We start from the raw sequence: 16936 nt of genomic DNA, 5'->3' as shown, positions 1-16936 counted from the left end.
CCCCCTGCACTTCCTGAACGAAAAACACCCCCGAACACCTCCATATCCGGACGAGATCCACCACAGGTCCTAGGACCGGCCTCGGCCCAAGGCCCGATGTGGCGGGCACGGCACCGAAGCTAGCGTCGTGACGTGCTGAACACTCCCCTGCCGCTGAAGAATCCCCCGCTCTCCCCCACCGCCCGCACGACCGCCACATCCCCCACTGGCGCTTCCCTCCCCGCGCCCGCCTCGGCCGGGCATGCTGAGGGGGTGAGCAACGACGAGTTCCGCGCCGCCCTGTCCCGACTGGCCGCGGGCGTGGTCCTGGTGACCGCGCGCGAGATGCCGCTCGACCCGGACGACCCGTCGGCTCCCCTGGGCGAGGACGTCGGCATGACGGCGACGGCGTTCCTGTCGGTCTCCCTCGACCCGCCGCTCGTCCTCGTCAGCCTGCGCAACGGCTCCCGCATGGACGACCTGCTCGACGAACAGCCCCTGTGGGCGGTGTCCGTGCTCTCCGAGAGCCAGCGCCACATCGCGGGCCGCTTCGCGATGAAGGGCCGCATCAGCGACCGTCTGCTCTTCGAGGACATCCCGTGCGTACGCGGCGAGGTGTCCGGCGCGCCCCTGATGGGCGGCGCGCTGGCGACGCTCGAGTGCCGCACGGAACAGCGGGTCACGGCCGGGGACCACACGCTGGTGATCGGCCGGGTGCTCACGGCGTCACTGCCCGGCGGCGAGGACGGACCGCTGGCCTACTTCAAGGGGAAGTACCGGCAGTTGGGCTGACGCCCTCAAGGGGAAGCACCGGCAGTCGGGTTGATGCCCGACGCCCGGACCCCTGGGGCCGTTCAGTCCCAGCCGCGCCCCGACCGGCCCCGTTTCGTGTCCGACCGTGCCTTCTTGTTGCGCAGGCGGCGCTCGTTGATCCCCCGGGGGATGCGGGTCGCGCGGCGCGGCTTGGGCGGCGGGGCGGTGGCCTCCGCGAGGAGGGACGCGAGGCGTACGGCGGCGGTCTCGCGGTTGCGCCACTGGGAGCGGTGCTCCGAGGACCGTACGGAGATGACGCCGTCGACGAGCCGGGAGGCGAGCCGCTCCTGGGCCCGCGCCTTCCACACCTCGGGCAGCGCCTCGGTCCCGGCGAGGTCGAAGCGGAGCTCGACCTGGGAGTCGCTCGTGTTCACATGCTGGCCGCCCGGCCCGGACGACCGCGAGAATCGCCAGAGGAGCTCGGCCTCCGGAAGGACCACCGAGCCGCGGATGACATAAGGACCGGACATGGGTTCCATGGTCGCGCCTGCACACGCATCGCGTCACCCCCTTTTCCCGGCGCCGCACCCATCCCGGGGAACGCGGGTAAAGAAAGTAAAGACACCTGGAACCCTGGATCCCCCCTTGGCGTTCATAGGGGTACGAGTAGCTTCGTCTACGAAGCGCACGCATCGCTAACGAGGGAAGGACTCCCAACAATGGCAGTAAGCCTGTCCAAGGGTGGCAACGTCTCGCTCACCAAGGAGGCTCCGGGCCTGACCGCCGTCACCGTGGGCCTCGGCTGGGACGTCCGCACCACCACCGGCACCGACTTCGACCTCGACGCCTCCGCGATCGCGGTGAACCCGCAGGGCAAGGTCTACTCGGACGGCCACTTCGTCTTCTTCAACAACAAGGCGACGCCGGACCAGACCATCGTCCACACCGGTGACAACGTCACGGGCCAGGGCGAGGGCGACGACGAGCAGATCAACGTCAACCTGGCGGGCCTCCCGGCCGACATCGACAAGATCGTCTTCCCGGTCTCGATCTACGACGCCGAGACCCGCTCGCAGAACTTCGGCCAGGTGCGCAACGCGTTCATCCGCATCGTCAACCAGGCCGGCGGCACCGAGATCGCCCGCTACGACCTCTCCGAGGACGCCGCCACCGAGACCGCCATGGTCTTCGGCGAGCTGTACCGCAACGGCGCGGAGTGGAAGTTCCGCGCGGTGGGCCAGGGTTACGCGTCGGGCCTCGTCGGCATCGCGCAGGACTTCGGCGTGAACGTCTGACGTTCGCAAGGCAGTTGAAGGGGCCCGCGGGCCCGGTGTCGCTCCGTGCGCACACCGCCGGCGGGTTCGGCCGGGCCGTCCGGGACTACGGGTGGTCCGGCTTTCCCTTTCCGTACAGCCAGTCGTCCCAGACCGGCTGCAGGTCCTTGCCCGGGTTCTGCTTCTCCACATACCCGGTGAAGTCGGCGGTGTCCGCGTTGCCGTAACGGTGCTCGGCGGGCCAGCTCTTGAGCAGCTCGAAGAAGCCGGCGTCCCCGACCGCCTCGCGGATCTTGTGCAGCACCATCGCGCCGCGCTCGTAGACGGGCGGATCCGAGATGTGCGCGGCGCCCGACGGCCTGGCGGGCGGGAAGGCCCAGATCGGGTTGCCGCCGCCCTTCGCGTAGTAGGAGTCGAACTTCTTCTGCGCGCTGTCGCCGCCGTGCTGCTCCTCCCAGAGCCACTCGGCATACGTCGCGAAGCCCTCGTTGAGCCACATGTCGCGCCAGGACTCCGGCGTGACGGAGTCCCCGTACCACTCGTGGGCCATCTCGTGGACGAGCGTGGAAAGGGCGGGGGTGCCGGGGAAGACGGGCCTGTTCTGTGTCTCCAGCGCGTACCCGGCGTCGCTCTCCCGGTCGATGACGGCGCCGGTGGAGGAGAAGGGGTAGGGGCCGAAGGTCTTGGACTCCCACGCCATGACGGCAGGGATCTTGGCCAGGACCTTGGCGCTCGCGGCCGCCTCGACCGGGTCCACGGCGGTGAACACGGGCAGCCCGTCGGGCGTCTTGTAGGCCTTGGTCTCGAACTTCCCGATCGCCAGCATCGCCAGGTAGCTGGCCATGGGCTGCGGGACATGCCAGTCGAACGTCGTCCGCCCGCCGGCCGTCCGCTCCTTCGTCAACTCCCCGTTGGACACAGCCTTCAGTCCCTCGGGGACGGTGACGTGGAGGTCGTACGTCGCCTTGTCGGAAGGGTGGTTGTTCCCGGGGAACCAGGCCATGGACCCGGTGGGCTCGCCGAGCGCGAGGACCCCGTCCTGCGTGGGGAGCCAGCCCTCCTCGGAGCCGTCCGGATCGGTGATGGTCACGGGTTTCCCGGAGTACCGCACGACCGTGCGGAACGCGGAGCCCTTGCGCAGCGCGTTCGCCGGACGGATCGTCAGCTCGTGCCCGGCCCGCTCGAACCGGGCCTTCTGACCGTCGACGGTGACGCCGTCGACCGTGAGGCCCTTGAGGTCGAGATTGAACGCGCTGAGGTCCTGGGTGGCCTTCGCGGTGATGCCGGCCGTGCCCGTCAGCCGGTGCCGGTCGGTGTCGAGGGTCAGGTCGTAGTGCCGGGCGTCGTAGCCGCCGTTGCCCAGCCTCGGGAAGTACGGGTCCCGCACGCCCGCGGCACCGGGCGTGCCGTGCACCCCGGCGGCGGAACAGGCGCCGAGGGCCAGGACGAGGGCGAGCGCGGGGGCGGGGGTGCTTCGCGGGCTACGGGGCACAGAGCGATCGTAGGGGCGAACGCCGTGGAGGCGCCTGCCGACGGGCGGGCGCCTCCACGGTCGGTCAGGGAGGTCCTAGCGGTTCAGCGCGGCGACACCGGCCTGCGCGAACTTCTCGTCCAGGTCGCCCGACGGAGCACCCGCGACGCCGATGCCCGCGACCGGGGCGCCCTTCGCCGCGACCGGCGCACCGCCCGCGAGGAACAGGGTGCCCGGGATGTCCTTCAGGTTCGGGGCCTGCTCGAGGCGCTTGGCGAGCTCGGACGTCGGCGCGTTCCAGGACACCGCGGTGTACGCCTTCTTCACCGCGGACTCGTACGACTGCGGGCCGGCGCCGTCGCCGCGGAGGGTGACGATCGTGTTGCCGTTGCGGTCGACGACGGCGACGGAGACGCGCTGGTTCTCCTTCTTCGCGGCGTCGAGGGCGGCCTGCGCGGCCTTCGTGGCGGCGGCCGTCGTCAGGTGCGTGGACTCGGTGAGGTTCTTGGCCGGGGCGTCCGCGGTCACGGCGGCGGGGGCCGCGGCCGGGGCGGACGCGCTGGCCGAGACCGCCCCGAAGGTACCGGCGACGACGCCGGCGAGGACGGCGCCACCGGTCAGGACACGGGCGCGCTTCGAGATCTTCTTCATGACGGGTGCTCCTTGGAGGCGGTCGGGTCGGTCAGAGGCGGTCGGTGAGTCGCTCTGGTATCGATCCTCGGGCCGGAAACCGGGCCGCACCGTCGACGTACCGGCTGCGACCGGAGCGCGGCTCGGCTGACGTCCGGGTCAGCCGATCGGTTGACCCGCGTACCGCCCGAGCAGGCCACAATGGGGGTGTTTGACCAGTTCAGCAGCGCGACAGCGGTGCGGCCGCCGAACCTGGTGCGGTACCGAGGCGGCGCAGCGGCGAAAGCGGAGAGGGGTACGGGCGTGGCACACGGGACGCGGGATCCGGACGCCCGCTGGCTCGCCGCGGTCATGCACACCGCGTTCTTCCTGCTGCTCGGCGGAGCCCTCGCCCGGTTCCTGCTGCGCCACCCCGGGGAGGCCCGCACCCCGTGGATCATCGCGCTGTCCGTGGTCCTGGCCGCGCTGTACGTGCTCGGCCCCGCGCTCGGCCCGGGCCGGGGCACGAGCCCCACCCCGCGCCGCTTCACCTGGCTGGCCCTGGTCGTCGCCGTGTGGGTGGTCCTCGTCGTCCTCGCGCCGAGCTTCGCCTGGTGCGCGGTCCCGCTGTTCTACACGGGCCTGCGCACCCTGCCCGTCCGCGCCGCGCTCGTCCTGATCGGCGTCCTCACGGTGTTCGTCGTCGCGGCTCAGCTGCGCCTCGCGGGGAACTTCGACCCGAACCTGCTGCTCGCGCCGCCGGCCGTCGCGGCCCTGGCCACCGCCGTCTTCGTCCACATGGAGCGCCAGGCGGAACGCCAGCGCGCCCTGATCGACGACCTGGTGCGCACCCGCAGGGAACTCGCCGCGACGGAGCGCCGCGAGGGCACGCTCGCCGAGCGGCAGCGCCTGTCGATGGAGATCCACGACACGCTCGCCCAGTCCCTTTCCAGCCAGCAGATGCTGCTGCAGGCGGCGGACCGGCTGTGGGAGGCCGACCCCGAGCGGGCCCGCGCCCATGTGCGGACCGCGGAAACGGTGACCGAGCGGGGCCTCGTGGAGGCGCGCCGCTTCGTGCACGACCTGGCGCCGGCGGACCTCGCGGGCGGCGGCCTGGACGAGGCGCTGCGGACGCTGGCGGCGCGGGAGTCGGAGGCGGGACTCGCGGTCCGCTTCCACGCGGAGGGCGCCCCGGCGCCGCTGCCCGACCGGGTCGAGTCCGCGCTGCTGAGAATCGCGCAGGGCGCCCTCGCGAACGTACGGGAGCACGCGGACGCGACGGCCGCCGCGATCACGCTGACGCACCTCGGCGACCAGGTCTGCCTCGACATCGCGGACAACGGCCGCGGCTTCACGCCCGAACCCCCGCGGGAGGGCGGCGTGCGCGGGCACGGCCTCCCGGCGATCCGGGCGCGCACGCGGCAGCTGGGTGGCACCCTGACGATCGAGTCGGCGCCGGGCGAGGGCACGGTGCTGTCGGTGGCGATTCCGCTGGAGGCCTCGTGAGTGACCCCGTACGACTGCTCGTGTGCGACGACCACGTGGTGGTGCGCGCCGGTCTGCTCGCCCTGCTCGGCAGCGCGCCCGGCATCGAGGTCGTCGGCGAGGCGGGCACGGGCGACGAGGCGGTGGCGCTCGCCGCGAAACTGACGCCGGACGTCGTCCTGATGGACCTCCAGCTGGGCGAGGGCATCGACGGCGTGGAGGCGACGCGGCGCATCACGACCGCGCCGCCCGAGGCCGGCCCGCACCCGCACGTCCTGGTCCTGACCACGTACGACACGGACGCCGACATCACCCGGGCCATCGAGGCGGGCGCCACGGGCTACCTCCTCAAGGCGGAGCGTCCCGAGGAGCTGTTCGCCGCGATCCAGGCCGCCGCCGAGGGCCGTACGACGCTGTCCCCGCCGGTCGCCAGCCGCGTCATGGCCCGCATGCGCAGCCCGCGCCCGTCCCTCACGGACCGCGAGCGCGACATCCTCGGCCAGCTCGCCCAGGGCCTGGGCAACCGGGACATCGCCCGCGCCCTGTTCATCAGCGAGGCGACGGTGAAGACCCACCTCGGCCGGATCTACGACAAGCTCGGCGTGGACACGAGGGCGGGCGCGGTGGCGGTGGCGAAGGAACAGCGGCTGCTGGGCTGAGCGCGTGCCGGCCACCGGGGCGGCCGTGACGGACGCACGGACGTGACGGCAGCGGTGACCGTGCCGGGCGAGCGCCGGGCATCCCCCCCGCCGCCCGTGACCGGCATGCCCTCCCGCCCGTGACACCATCACTTACGTGCTCGACATCGGCTACGCCCTCTCCCGTCGCTTCCCCGACCCTCCGCAGACGGACTTCCGTCGCGCGGACGTCCACGCGCTGCGGCACGACCTGTTCGCCGGCGACGTCTACCTCGCCGACACCAAGGCCGACCGGGAGCTGTCCACAGCCTGGGGATGGGTGCCGGTGCTGGACTTCGCGTGGGCGCTGTGCGACATCGTCGAGCAGCTGGACCGCGACCCGCGCGGCAGCCGCGCTTCGCGGCCGCAGTACGCCGAGCTCGACTTCACCGAGTCGACGGACCGGATGCTCTTCGAGCGCCGCTTCGGGTGGGTCGACATCGAGGCCGACTGGATGGACGCCGACGAGCCGCCCCTGACGTTCTCCCACACCGCGCTGCGCCGCGAGGCCCGCGACTTCCTGCACGATCTGATCGCCGACCTCACCGACATGCACGAGGACCTGGCGGACAACCCGGCGATCTGGGACCTGCAGGCCCGCTTCCCCCGCATCCCGGACGAGCGCTAGCCCCAACAGCGCACAGGCCCCCGGCTACTCCACCCGCACCCCGATCTGCGCCGCGAACGCCGGTGCCAGGTCGAAGAGCTGGGCCGGGCTGATGACCGCGCCCGCCAGCCGGTCCACCCCGCGCGCGATCCCCAGCTCGGCCACGCCCCGCAGATCCACGTCCGCCATCACGGCCCCGGTGAAGTCCGCACCCCGTACGACGCAGCCCTGGAACTCCACCCGCTCCAGGCGCGCGCCCCCGAAGTCCGGCTCCACCAGGACACACCCGTCGAAGACGACATCCTTCAGGCGCGCCTTGCGCAGATTCAGGTACTCGATCTTCCCGCCGCGCACCACGACCCGCTCCAGCACGCTCCCGTGCAGCTGGACCCCGCCGAGGCGCGCGTCCACCACCTCGACGTCCCGCAGCGTCGCCTCCGCGAGGTCCGTGCCCACGCCCCGTATCCCCGTCAGCGTGGAATCGAGGATCCGGGCGCGGGTCAGCCGCGTCTCGTCGAGCCCGCACCCTTCGAGCGCGCAGTCCATGAAGCGGGCGCCCCCGCCGTCCTGCCCCGTGAAGTCGGCCGCCGTGAACTCCACCCCGTCGTAGTCCCCGTCCGGCTCGAGCTCGCCGCCGGTCCAGGGCGCCAGCGGGGGCAGCCGCACCTCGGGCCGCCGCGCCTTCTTCACCGCCGCCGGTTTCGCCGACGCCGACTTCGCCGGCCTCGCCACTCGTTTCTCCGCCATGCCCCCATGCTGCCCGCCCCCACTGACAATCGGTGACGCCGTCTCTCCCCCCGCCCGTGTCACATTCCGCCGCTCGCAGCCGTCGTACGGACAAAGGCAGCCCGAAGGGAAGAGCGGTATGGCAACGACCAAGCCCGACCTCACCGTCATCGGCGGCGGATTCGCCGGCCTCACCGCGGCCGTCACCGCAGCCGAGGCCGGAGCGCGCGTCACCGTCCACGAGTCGCACCACACCCTCGGCGGCCGCGCCCGCACCGCCGAAGGCCCGTACCGCACGAACGATGGACCGCACGCCCTCTACAACGGCGGCCCGCACTGGACCTGGCTCAAGCAGCGCGACCTGCTCGGCCCGCTCGCCCCGATCCCGCCCGTCGAGGGCTCCCGCCTGCGCTTCCACCACCGCGGAGCCCTGCGCCGCACCCCGCCCCTGACCCTCCTGCGCCTGCTTCGCCACCGGTCCGAACACGCGCCCGTGGAGCTGGACTTCATGACGTGGGCGACGCGTCACGTCGGCGAGGAGGGGGCCCGCGCGGCCGCCCACTACACGTCCGTCGCGCTCTTCCACCACAACCCGGGCTCCCTGTCCGCCGCCTTCGTCCAGGAGCGCCTGCGCCGCGCCGCGAAGCTGCCGCCCGAGGCGCATTATCCGCGCGGCGGCTGGGCCTCCGTGATCGACCGGATGGCGGCCCGCGCCTGGAATCTGGGCGTGCGCGTGGAGACGCTGTCCCGCGTCGACACCCTCCCCACGGACGGTGGCCCGGTGATCGTGGCGACGTCCCTCGACTCGGCGCGCCGCCTCCTCGGGGACTCGTCGCTGACGTGGGACAGCGGCCGTACGACGCTGATCGACCTGGCCGTGCGCGCCCGCCGCGGCGACGCCTTCGCCGTGTCCGGGCTCGACTTCCCGGCCTGGCTCGAGCGGTTCACGGCCCAGGACCGGAGCCTGGCGCCGCACGGGCAGCAGCTCGTCCAGGGCCACGTCCCCGTAGCGCCGCACGAGTCGAAGGCCGACGGCACGGCACGCGCCGAACGCCTGCTCGACCTGGGATTCCCCGGCTGGCGCGACCGTGTGATGTGGCGCAGGGACGCGCTCGCGAACGGGCGTACGGGGGCGGTCGACCTGCCCGGCACGACCTGGCGGGACCGGCCCGCGATCGACCGCGGGGACGGCGTCTATCTGGCGGGTGACCAGGTCGCGGCGCCCGGCGTGCTCTCCGAGGTGTCGTTCAACAGTGCCATCGAGGCGACCACGCTCGCGCTGACCGCGTCCCGCCCGGGTCTCCGCGCGGCCTGACCCCGGCACTTGACCTCAAGTGAGCTTCAGGTTGAAAGGTGGTGACAGCCGGCCCAGCAGGAGGCCGTACGCCCGAGGGAGCCCACCATGCACGCCGTACGACTGCACGCCTTCGGCCCCGCCGAGAACCTCACCTACGAAAGGACCGACGACCCCCTGCCCGGCCCCGGCCAGGTCCGGATCACCGTGGCCGCGGCCGGCGTGCACCTCCTGGACACCGCCCTGCGCGAGGGCATGAAGGGCCCCGCGCCCGAGCCGCCCGCGCTGCCCACCGTCCCCGGCCGCGAGGTCGCCGGCACCGTCGAGTCGCTCGGCGAGGGCACCGACGCGTCCTGGCTCGGCAAGCACGTCGTGGGCCACCTCGGATTCGCCCCGGGAGGCTACGCCGAACTCGCCGTCATCGACGCGGCCCGCCTGCACGAACTCCCGCCGAGCCTGGACTTCGCCGAGGCCGTCGCCCTGATCGGCACGGGCCGTACGACGATGGGGATCCTGCAGTTCGCGCCGCTCGGCCCCGCGTCGGTGGCCGTGATCCCGGCCGCGGCCGGCGGCATCGGCACCCTGCTCGTCCAGTACGCGAAGCACGCGGGCGCCACCGTCGTCGGCCTCGCGGGCGGCCCCGAGAAGGTGGCCCGCGTCCGCGCGAACGGCGCCGATCTGGCCGTCGACTACACCGCCCCCGGCTGGCCCGAACAGGTCCGCCGGTTCCTCGGCGGCCGCACCTCGACCGTCGTCTTCGACGGAGTGGGCGGCGACGCGGGTCTGGCCGCCGTCGACCTGCTCGGCCCCGGCGGCGTCCACGTCGTCTTCGGCTGGTCCGGCAAGGGCCTGCACGACGGCGAGCCCCTCACCTTCTCCGCGGACGAACTCACCCGGCGCGGCATCACCCAGGAACAGGTGCTCGGCCCGCCGATGATGCGGCGTGCGGGCGGCGACAACCCCGTCCGCACGCTGGAACTGGCCGCCCTGAAGGAGGCCGAGGCCGGCCGTCTGCGTCCCGCGGTGACCCGCTTCCCGCTCGCCGAGGCGGCCGCGGCCCACCGCGCCCTGGAGAACCGCGGCACGATCGGCAAGGTGGTCCTGATCCCGTGACCGCAGCCCGGGTCCAAGGGCGCGCCGGGCCGGCCGGGCGCGCTACGACCCGAGCCTCGCCAGCGCCCCGTCCGTCAGCCGGTACACCGTCCACTCGTCCTGCGGCGCCGCGCCGAGCGCCTTGTAGAAGGCGATCGACGGCTCGTTCCAGTTGAGGACCGACCACTCCAGGCGCGCGTACCCGCGCTCGACGCAGATCCGCGCGAGCTCGGTCAGCAGCGCCTTGCCGTGGCCGCCGCCGCGCGCCTCGGGCCGTACGTACAGGTCCTCCAGGTAGATCCCGTGCACGCCGCGCCACGTGGAGAAGTTCAGGAACCAGAGGCAGAAGCCGACGGGCTCGCCCGTCGTGTCGTCCTCGGCGATGTGGGCGAACGCGGCGGGCCGCTCCCCGAACAGCGCCTCGTGCAGCTGCTCCTCGGTCGCCCGCGCCTCGTGCAGCGCCTCCTCGTAGTCGGCGAGTTCACGGACCAGGGCGTGGATGACGGGGACATCGGCGGACGTGGCGGTACGAATCATGACGGCAGGCTAACCAGTCAGCGCGGGACGGCCCGGACCGGCGGCCCCGCTCACCGCCCGAGCAGCCTCCGAGCCGTCTCCATGTGATCCGGCGCCAGGGGCCGCCCGCCCTCTGTCTCCCACAGGCAGTCCTGAAGCACCCGCCCGAGCGTCCAGGCGCGCGCCCGCTCCCGGTCGAGCCCGAGCACCCCGCTCATCGCGTCGAACCGCCACACCACCTCGTCCGCGTCGAAGCGGTTGTCGATGGCGGGCTTCAGATCGAAGCCCGGATCGCCCGCGAGCGGCTTCGGGTCGATGGCGAGCCACGGCTCGCGCGTACCGGCGAGCACATTCTCGAAGTGCAGATCCCAGTGCAGCAGCCGGTCGCCCGCCTCGCCGGCGACCTCGCGCACGGCCGCCGCGCAGTCGGCGAGCAGCGCGCGGTCGGCCGGGTCCGCCACGGCCGCGAGCGCCGAAGGCACCCGGGCGAGCATGTCCGCCGCGATGTCGGCCAGCCGCCGCATCCCTTCCGGCGCGGGCCCGGACGTGAGCCGGGCGAGCAGTTCGGCGATGACGAGGACGGCCTTGCGGGAGTCCTCCACCGAGTCCAGCATCCGACCGGAGTCGAGCCGTTCGAGGAGCATCGTGCCGGTGGCGTCGTCGTGGTCGAGCAGCCGGACGGCGCCGTCGCCGTCCCAGACGCGCAGCGCGACCGGCTCGCCCTCGGTCTCCTCGTCGAGGATCTGGAACTTGACCGCGGCGGGCGTCCCGTCACCCCGCACCACGGGCAGGACCAGGGCGGCCATGCCGTGCATCGCGGGTCCGTCGACGCGCAGATCCCAGCGTTCGACGAACTCGTCCACGCGCGCGGGGAGCCCGGCGATGAACGCGCGACCGGGTTCACCCGCGTGGGTGTACTGGGACTCGACCAGGCCGTCCGGAATGTCGATCACCCGAACGACCCTACGTGCGTGCCTGAATGCAGTCCATGCGTCGTTTCCCCCAAGCCGCGTGGTCCTACGTGCGGCACGCCCCCGGCACCTACCTCTGGCTGGCCGCCCTGTTCTTCACCACGGTCGCCATGCACCACATGGACCCGCACTTCGAGCACGAGTTCCTGCGCCAGCGCTCCACGAACCTGCACGAGCTGTCGACGAACCCGGTCCGCGTGTTCGTCGCCTCCCTGTTCTGGATCGACAACAGCAGCTGGTGGCCGTACGCCGTCCTCTACACGGTGTTCCACGCGCAGGCCGAGCGCTGGCTCGGCACCTGGCGCTGGCTGGCCGTCGCGGGGGCGGCGCACGTCCTCGCGACGCTGATCAGCGAGGGCGCGCTGCTCTGGGCCATCCGCGAGGGCCACGCGCCCGCCTCATCGGTCGACACCCTTGATGTAGGGGTGAGTTACGCGCTCGCGGGCGTCGTCGGCGTCCTCACGTACCGGCTCGCCGCGCCCTCTCGCTACGTCTATCTGGCCGTGGTCCTGATCGTCTACGGCGGCCCGCTGCTCACCGGCCGCACCTTCACCGACCTGGGGCACTTCGTCTCGGTCCTCATCGGCCTGGCCTGCCACCCCCTGGTACGCGACCGGGGCGAGCCCCTGAACCCCCTGACGCTCCTGCGGCCGGACCGGACAGCGCGGCAGAACGGCCGCCCCCAAACCCAGGAAGACGGCCGTCCCCCCTGCCCGAACCCCCCTGCGGAGCGCTAACGTCCGGGGCCATGAGCAGCAAGAACGGCACTCACGGCACCCAGGCCACCGTCAATGGCGGCATATCGTTCTGGTACGCGGACGACGGCATCCCCACCGCCCGCGAACCCCTGCCGGGTGACGCGTCCGCCGACGTCGTCATCGTCGGCGGCGGCTACACGGGCCTGTGGACCGCCTACTACCTGAAGAAGGCCGCGCCCTTCCTCCGCATCACCGTCCTGGAGCAGAAGTTCTGCGGCTACGGCGCGTCCGGGCGCAACGGCGGCTGGCTCTACAACGGCATCGCAGGCCGCGACCGCTACGCGAAGCTGCACGGCCACGACGCGGCCGTCCGTCTCCAGGAGGCCATGAACGACACGGTCTCCGAGGTGATCCGCGCGGCCGCCGAAGAGGACATCGACGCCGACATCCACCAGGGCGGCGTACTCGAAATCGCCTACACGCCGGCCCAGTTGGCCCGCCTCAAGGCGTTCCACGCGGCGGAGCTCGCCTACGGCGAGAAGGACCGCACCCTGCACGGCGCCCGCGAGACCGCCGAGCGCGTCCGCGTCTTCGGGGCCGTCGGCTCGACCTGGACCCCGCACGGCGCCCGCCTGCACCCCGTCAAGCTCCTCAAGGGCCTGGCCGCGGCCGTCGAGGACCTCGGCGTCACGATCCACGAGTCGACGCCCGTCACGGAGATCAGGCCGAAGCACGCCGTCACCCCGTACGGCACCGTCCGCGCGCCCTACGTCCTGCGCTGCACCGAGGGCTTCACCGCGTCCCTCAAGGGCCAGCGCCGCACCTGGCTCCCCATGAACTCCTCCATGATCGCCACGGAGCCGCTGACCGAGGCCCAATGGGAGTCCATCGGCTGGGAGGGCCGCGAGACCCTCGGCGACATGGCGCACGCCTACATGTACGCCCAGCGCACCGCCGACGGCCGCATCGCCCTCGGCGGCCGGGGCGTGCCGTACCGCTACGGCTCCAGGACCGACAACGACGGCCGCACCCAGCCCGCCACCATCGAGTCCCTCACCGCGCTCCTGACCCGCTTCTTCCCCCAGCTCGCGGGCGTCGCCGTGACCCACGCCTGGTCCGGCGTCCTCGGGGTCCCCCGCGACTGGTGCGCCACGGTCACCCTCGACCGCGCGACGGGCCTCGGCTGGGCGGGCGGCTACGTCGGCTCGGGCGTCGCCACCACCAACCTCGCCGCCCGCACCCTGCGCGACCTGGTCCAGCAGGACTCCGGCCAGTCCGGCCCCACCGACCTCACGGCCCTCCCCTGGGTCAACCACAAGGTCCGCAAGTGGGAGCCGGAACCCTTCCGCTGGCTGGGCGTGCACGGCATGTACGCCACCTACAACGCGGCCGACCACCGCGAACTCACCACCCACACGACAGGCTCCTCCCGCCTGGCCCGCGCCGCGGACAAGGTGGCCGGCCGCGGCTGACCCCACCGCACACACGACGAAGGCCCAGGTCACACCCGTGACCTGGGCCTTCGTCCCAAAGGAGCCCCCTGTCGGATTCGAACCGACGACCTACGCATTACAAGCTGTCCGGGCTTGTTCCACGGCGGTCCGGGGTTGTCCAAGAGAGGGCTCGCCTCGCAGGTCAGGTGCCGTGTCGGACGTTCGTGGACGGGTGCAGACCACGTCGGATTAGGCGGCAATCGAGACTAGAACTGAGACTGCCCCAGCCGTACAGCCGCACCCTGCTCACGGTGCGTCGATCTGCCAGGCGACCACTCCGGTCGCCCCTTTGGAGCCGTCGACGTCGATGTGGACCAGCTTGTCCGCAGTGATCCGCTGCTGAACCACTGACCCGTCGCAGGGGACCGTCGCCTTCGTACCGGCATTCGTAGGCACGAAGACCAACTGCGCGCTGCCGGTGCCGGCGCATGCCAGGCTGAGCCGGTAAGTCTTCCCCTCGCTCAGTCCGGGTTCGGTGTGGATACCGTCGTTCACGCGTTCCGCTCCGGCCTCGACCAGCGTCCCCTTGCGGACGGCGGCAAGCGCCGCCTGGACCTGCTCGGTGAGCTTCTTCTCCGACGGCTCAGTTGCCGTTCGAGTCGAGCTCGGTGCAGGAGACCGTGAAGAATTCCCGGCGTTGTCCCCACCGCTGTCGGACGTCGTGCATGAGGTGAGTAGGAACGCTGACACCACAACAGCGCATCCGGCGAGCCGGGCCGTCCGCAGGCTCGAACAGGTCATGAGTTGGTTTCCCAGTACTTCCAGCCGGTTTCCTTGGTGGGCAGCGTCGCCGAACCGTGGCCGATCTCATGGGGCGCGCCGCAGCCGTTGCCGACGGAGCGGTATCTCTTCCAGTTCACCTTGTAGCCCCAGGAACCGTACTGCAGGTGCCCGTACTTGCCCCTCTTGACCTCGTGGGTATAGGTGTGCCCCGTTGTGACAGACACGGTGCCAGTGACCTTGACCGAGATGGTGGCCTTGGCTTTCGTGAGGATCGCTCCAGCCGAATACTCGCCACTACCCGCTACTTCGAGAGAAATGGTGCCGCTCTTGGTCACGGACACCGACATGGTGCCGCCCGGCCCATCCTTGTACTTGGTGCCGTTCCACCAAGAAGGCACGTGGTACGCCCTCTTCGACGAGAATTCGTACCACGTCTGCGGGCCCTCGCATCTACGCGGTTCCCTCTCGTTGATCGGCTGGTCGGTCTCGTCCTCCCAGCCCTGCCTGTCGTTGATGTCCGTCGTCTGGTCGACAGAACCAGCTGTATCGTCAGTCGGCACTTCGTCTGCGACAGCCGGGCCCACAGTCCCGAAGCAGAGAAGCAGTGCGGCAGTGGCAGCGCTGGTCAATGCGCGCCGTGAACCGATGCCCATGTGACACCTTTCCGGTGGACCGTCCCCGTGGCGATCGAGCACTCGGACAGTACGCGCAGAGCATGTACGCGACAGAAGAATGCCCTATCTCCTGAGGAGAACTTGAGGGTTCAGAACGCTGCACCTCTGGAAGAACTCCGGCTGATTCACGGAGTCACGCGAAGCGCACCTGGGCTTCGTCTGCGTGTGCTTTAGCGCGCAACAACGAGCTATACCGTTACCGGCCAGATCCGGTCATCGCGGTTCGTCAGGGCGGAGAGCGGCACGAGCTGTCTTCAGGAAATGCATCGAGGTTGGGCGACCTGACGGCTGACCTGCGGAAGGAGCACTTTGGCGGACGTGGGGTCCACGCCCTGTCGATGCCTGCCGTTCCCCGTGGCTCCCCGCTCGTTCTGGCACGGTTGTGGCACGGGGACGTGGTCCTGACAAGCGCGGCTACTCTCTCGTGCCTGGAGCGCCAGTCCGGTCATGGCCGTCATCTTCAGAGAGCAAGGTGAGGCGGAACCGTTCGTGTATCTGACTGGGATCGCGCAGACGAGGCGAGTGCTCTCCTGTGGGATGAAAGCCCATGCGCTGGTAGAGGCTTCGCGCAGGCCCATTGCTATCCAGCACCGTCAATGACACTGACGTGACACCGTGCAGAGCCGCGTGATCGAGGGCAGCACCGATCAGCGCTTCCCCTACCCCTTGTCCGCGCCACGACGGGGATACCCACATCGCGTCGAGCTGGCGCTCTCCGGAAGGCTGAGAGGGAGGCGCCACCACTGCGGCGATGCCCACCGGGCGCTTGGCGACCCAGGCGAGGAACCAGGCGTTGGACGCGACCCGCTCTCGCCAGAATGCCTCAGAGTGCGTCCTCTCATCCGTCAAGGTGGCGCCGAATGCGTCGGCGTCGACTTCCAAGGCACGCAGACGGAGCGACTTGAGTACGGTCCAACCGTCGCCGGTCACCTGTTCCACCCTCAGCATGCCCACATGCTGCTTCCAGCGAGGGAGGAGTTCCACGGATTTTCTCGCTAAGGCTGGCTAGTGACCGAGTTGCTCAATCTCAACCCACCACCTGCCCCAGCCCCCATCCCGTCCGCCGTCGACCCCTGCCCGTCGGACTGCGCCAAGCACAAGGGATACAAGCGGGGCTGCCCGAAGCCGTGTACCAAGACATGCGTCAAGCACGCGAGCATCTGCCCCGAGCGCAAGGGCGGAGGTCTGGCGTTCACTCGCCCCAAGACCAAGAAGAGCACGAACACGGTGCCTATCCCGCCGGCGTTCATCCCCTACCTGCTCGCCCACAAGGCGCAGCAGGACGAACTACGGGAGGCGGCCGGCGAACTCTGGCAGGAGCACCAGGCCGTGTTCACCCACCCCGACGGACGCCCCATCGATCCGCGCGACGACTGGGGAGAGTTCAAGGAGCTCCTGGCCGAGGCGGGCATCGGTGACCGCCGCCTCTACGACGGGAGCCGCCATACCGCCGGAACGATCCTGAACGAGCTGGGCGTGGACATGCCGACCATCATGGAAATCCTCCGGCACACCCAGATCAGCCAGACACGGCGCTACGTGAAAGGCAGGTCACACCTCTCGAAGGACGCCATGCGCCGCATGGGAGACGCCTTCCTGCCCGCCCCGGAACAGGCGTCTAGGCCCGCGACTGAGACTGGAACTGAGACTGGGGACCGCCGCGCGGCCCGTGCACGACGTCGCCGCCGCATCCAGTAAAAGCAGAAAACCCAGCTCAGACGATGTCTGAGCTGGGGTTTCCGATGGAGCCCCCTGTCGGATTCGAACCGACGACCTACGCATTACAAGTGCGTTGCTCTGGCCGGACTGAGCTAAGGAGGCAGCAGCCCGAGCAGTGTAACCAACGACGGGCGGCACCCCGTCGAATATTTCGTCGAAGGTCACATCGCTCCGG

General features: G+C 71.1%; 18 protein-coding genes, 1 tRNA gene and 1 pseudogene. 10 read left to right on the top strand and 10 right to left on the bottom strand.

The annotated features are described in order from the left end of the window. Positions 1 to 153: 153 nt before the first annotated feature. Entirely contained in the window at positions 154 to 771 is a 618-nt protein-coding gene (locus ACZ67T_RS11505; RefSeq protein ID WP_469983768.1) for a flavin reductase family protein, read from the top strand. 62 nt (positions 772 to 833) lie between these two features. On the opposite strand, the gene arfB is transcribed toward ACZ67T_RS11505, so the two are convergent. Further along, the gene (gene arfB, locus ACZ67T_RS11500; protein ID WP_469983280.1) at positions 834 to 1271 is read right to left on the bottom strand and encodes an alternative ribosome rescue aminoacyl-tRNA hydrolase ArfB; all 438 of its coding nucleotides are present in this window, start codon (positions 1269 to 1271) and stop codon (positions 834 to 836) included. A 180-nt stretch (positions 1272 to 1451) separates the two neighbouring features. Between arfB and ACZ67T_RS11495 the strand changes: the two genes are divergently transcribed. Beyond that, positions 1452 to 2027, top strand: a complete 576-nt coding sequence (locus ACZ67T_RS11495) for a TerD family protein (protein ID WP_469983278.1) — start codon at positions 1452 to 1454, stop codon at positions 2025 to 2027. A gap of 85 nt (positions 2028 to 2112) precedes the next feature. Here the strand turns inward: ACZ67T_RS11495 and ACZ67T_RS11490 are convergent, their stop codons facing one another. Next, positions 2113 to 3498 carry a M1 family metallopeptidase gene (locus tag ACZ67T_RS11490; protein WP_469983276.1) on the bottom strand — a complete coding sequence of 462 codons (1386 nt, stop codon included), beginning with the start codon at positions 3496 to 3498 and terminating at the stop codon, positions 2113 to 2115. 75 nt (positions 3499 to 3573) lie between these two features. Further along, positions 3574 to 4128 carry a GlcG/HbpS family heme-binding protein gene (locus ACZ67T_RS11485; RefSeq protein WP_469983274.1) on the bottom strand — a complete coding sequence of 185 codons (555 nt, stop codon included), beginning with the start codon at positions 4126 to 4128 and terminating at the stop codon, positions 3574 to 3576. A 330-nt stretch (positions 4129 to 4458) separates the two neighbouring features. Between ACZ67T_RS11485 and ACZ67T_RS11480 the strand changes: the two genes are divergently transcribed. The 3 genes from ACZ67T_RS11480 (at position 4459) to ACZ67T_RS11470 (ending at position 6876) form a co-directional block, all read left to right on the top strand. Beyond that, positions 4459 to 5592 (top strand): sensor histidine kinase, encoded by a 1134-nt coding sequence (locus ACZ67T_RS11480; RefSeq protein WP_469983767.1) that lies wholly within the window; start codon positions 4459 to 4461, stop codon positions 5590 to 5592. After that, positions 5589 to 6230, top strand: coding sequence for a response regulator transcription factor (locus ACZ67T_RS11475; RefSeq protein WP_328542519.1), 642 nt, complete (start codon positions 5589 to 5591; stop codon positions 6228 to 6230). Before ACZ67T_RS11480 ends, ACZ67T_RS11475 begins: the two co-directional genes overlap by 4 nt. Positions 6231 to 6366: 136 nt before the next feature. Beyond that, entirely contained in the window at positions 6367 to 6876 is a 510-nt protein-coding gene (locus ACZ67T_RS11470; protein WP_469983272.1) for a hypothetical protein, read from the top strand. A 24-nt stretch (positions 6877 to 6900) separates the two neighbouring features. Here the strand turns inward: ACZ67T_RS11470 and ACZ67T_RS11465 are convergent, their stop codons facing one another. Continuing rightward, the gene (locus ACZ67T_RS11465; RefSeq protein WP_469983271.1) at positions 6901 to 7602 is read right to left on the bottom strand and encodes a pentapeptide repeat-containing protein; all 702 of its coding nucleotides are present in this window, start codon (positions 7600 to 7602) and stop codon (positions 6901 to 6903) included. 118 nt (positions 7603 to 7720) lie between these two features. Here ACZ67T_RS11465 and ACZ67T_RS11460 point away from each other — a divergent pair, with 118 nt between their 5' ends. Continuing rightward, the gene (locus ACZ67T_RS11460; RefSeq protein ID WP_469983269.1) at positions 7721 to 8896 is read left to right on the top strand and encodes an FAD-dependent oxidoreductase; all 1176 of its coding nucleotides are present in this window, start codon (positions 7721 to 7723) and stop codon (positions 8894 to 8896) included. 87 nt (positions 8897 to 8983) lie between these two features. After that, positions 8984 to 9988, top strand: coding sequence for a zinc-binding dehydrogenase (locus ACZ67T_RS11455; protein ID WP_469983268.1), 1005 nt, complete (start codon positions 8984 to 8986; stop codon positions 9986 to 9988). A 42-nt stretch (positions 9989 to 10030) separates the two neighbouring features. Here ACZ67T_RS11455 and ACZ67T_RS11450 read toward each other — a convergent pair whose 3' ends face one another. Further along, positions 10031 to 10504 carry a GNAT family N-acetyltransferase gene (locus ACZ67T_RS11450; RefSeq protein ID WP_469983267.1) on the bottom strand — a complete coding sequence of 158 codons (474 nt, stop codon included), beginning with the start codon at positions 10502 to 10504 and terminating at the stop codon, positions 10031 to 10033. A gap of 50 nt (positions 10505 to 10554) precedes the next feature. Continuing rightward, entirely contained in the window at positions 10555 to 11436 is an 882-nt protein-coding gene (locus ACZ67T_RS11445; RefSeq protein WP_469983265.1) for an aminoglycoside phosphotransferase family protein, read from the bottom strand. Positions 11437 to 11462: 26 nt separating this feature from the next. Between ACZ67T_RS11445 and ACZ67T_RS11440 the strand changes: the two genes are divergently transcribed. Beyond that, on the top strand, positions 11463 to 12191 hold the full coding sequence (locus tag ACZ67T_RS11440; protein ID WP_469983264.1) for a rhomboid-like protein: 729 nt from the start codon (positions 11463 to 11465) through the stop codon (positions 12189 to 12191). 11 nt (positions 12192 to 12202) lie between these two features. Then, positions 12203 to 13624 carry an NAD(P)/FAD-dependent oxidoreductase gene (locus tag ACZ67T_RS11435; RefSeq protein ID WP_469983262.1) on the top strand — a complete coding sequence of 474 codons (1422 nt, stop codon included), beginning with the start codon at positions 12203 to 12205 and terminating at the stop codon, positions 13622 to 13624. 267 nt (positions 13625 to 13891) lie between these two features. Here ACZ67T_RS11435 and ACZ67T_RS11430 read toward each other — a convergent pair whose 3' ends face one another. The 3 genes from ACZ67T_RS11430 to ACZ67T_RS11420 form a co-directional block, all read right to left on the bottom strand. After that, complete coding sequence (locus ACZ67T_RS11430) at positions 13892 to 14386, bottom strand: hypothetical protein (RefSeq protein ID WP_469983261.1); 495 nt, start codon at positions 14384 to 14386, stop codon at positions 13892 to 13894. Further along, positions 14383 to 15021, bottom strand: a complete 639-nt coding sequence (locus tag ACZ67T_RS11425) for a hypothetical protein (protein ID WP_469983259.1) — start codon at positions 15019 to 15021, stop codon at positions 14383 to 14385. The genes ACZ67T_RS11430 and ACZ67T_RS11425 overlap by 4 nt, the downstream gene beginning before the upstream one ends. 435 nt (positions 15022 to 15456) lie before the next feature. After that, positions 15457 to 15990, bottom strand: a complete 534-nt coding sequence (locus ACZ67T_RS11420; RefSeq protein ID WP_469983258.1) for a GNAT family N-acetyltransferase — start codon at positions 15988 to 15990, stop codon at positions 15457 to 15459. Positions 15991 to 16110: 120 nt separating this feature from the next. Here ACZ67T_RS11420 and ACZ67T_RS11415 point away from each other — a divergent pair. Continuing rightward, positions 16111 to 16740, top strand: a pseudogene (locus ACZ67T_RS11415) (tyrosine-type recombinase/integrase); the annotation flags it as partial. A 45-nt stretch (positions 16741 to 16785) separates the two neighbouring features. Here ACZ67T_RS11415 and ACZ67T_RS11410 read toward each other — a convergent pair. Beyond that, a tRNA-Thr gene (locus tag ACZ67T_RS11410) sits at positions 16786 to 16863 on the bottom strand. Positions 16864 to 16936 lie beyond the last annotated feature (73 nt).

The sequence above is a fragment of the Streptomyces sp. NPDC107517 genome (assembly GCF_055582645.1).
This window is presented reverse-complemented; position numbering and strand designations above follow the sequence as displayed.